The 1030-nt window shown below is 48.3% G+C and carries 1 protein-coding gene and 1 pseudogene; both read left to right on the plus strand.

The features are described from left to right. Positions 1-195: 195 nt before the first annotated feature. Positions 196-801, plus strand: coding sequence for a P-II family nitrogen regulator (locus tag TDIS_RS10595; RefSeq protein ID WP_244147516.1), 606 nt, complete (start codon positions 196-198; stop codon positions 799-801). A gap of 22 nt (positions 802-823) precedes the next feature. Continuing rightward, positions 824-1030, plus strand: a pseudogene (locus TDIS_RS10600) (nitrogenase molybdenum-iron cofactor biosynthesis protein); the annotation flags it as partial.

The raw sequence follows: 1030 nt of genomic DNA on the forward strand, positions 1-1030 counted from the left end.
AGTTAGCAGTTCGATATTATCTTTTTAAAGATAGGGTGGAGGAGGCCAAAAAGCTTATAGAGCGAGCTCTAAAACTTCAACCTAATAATCCTACCCTTGAAGCCATGAAAGCTCTAGTAGAAAACCGAAAAACAAAGATAATTAACGGTAATACAAAATAAGGAAATTTTTAAATACAAAATAAAGGGGGTAAGTATGAAGAGCACAGGGAAAATAATTTGGTTGGGGTTATGTTTAGTTTTGTGTTCGGTTTTTTGGGCTCAGGCGGTTACGATTACGGCTACGGGATCAGGGCCTACCCGGCAGGCCGCTATAAATAATGCCTTAAGGGCGGCCGTGGAGCAGGCCATGGGAGCGTACATTCAGTCCAATACCCGGGTGGTTGAAGGGCGTCTGGATTATGATCGTATTATCTCAGCCAGTGCGGGTTATATACGTCACTATGATGTACTGGCTGAAGGTCAGGATCCTATTGATCAGGTATACAAGGTAAAAGTAAGAGTTCCCTCCTTTACGGCCTTTAAGGTGCTTGGCCGAGGGAAACAGGGAGGGAGGCTTAAGGAACTCGCCTATAGGGTAAGCCCTGAAGTGGCCGAAAAGCTCGAGACTTCCTCTTATGGTTTCATACCCAAAAGGCTCCTTTTGGTAGTGGTGCCGGAGGCCATGGTCCCCAAGGTAGTGGAAAGAATTATTCGAGTAAATCAGAGCGGTGAGCACGGAGACGGCAAGATCTTTGTGCTCCCGATGGAAGGGGTCTTTAGAGTCCGCACCGGTGAGGAGGGCCTTGAGGCCCTTTTCTAAGATAGGAAAAGGAGGTTAGCAAATGATCAGACATCCATGTTTTGATGAGACTGCTCATCGGACAGTAGGAAGACTTCACCTTCCGGTAGCTCCGCGGTGCAATGTGCAGTGTGCCTATTGTGATCGACGGTATCCCTGCGTGAGTGAAAATCGGCCCGGGACCGCGCGCCGGGTAATCCCTCCTGAAGAGGCTCCAGACTATGTGGAGATGGCCCTTACGCTTGAACCT

Origin of the sequence: Thermosulfurimonas dismutans (assembly GCF_001652585.1) — a bacterium.
Taxonomy (GTDB): Bacteria; Desulfobacterota; Thermodesulfobacteria; order Thermodesulfobacteriales; family Thermodesulfobacteriaceae; genus Thermosulfurimonas; species Thermosulfurimonas dismutans.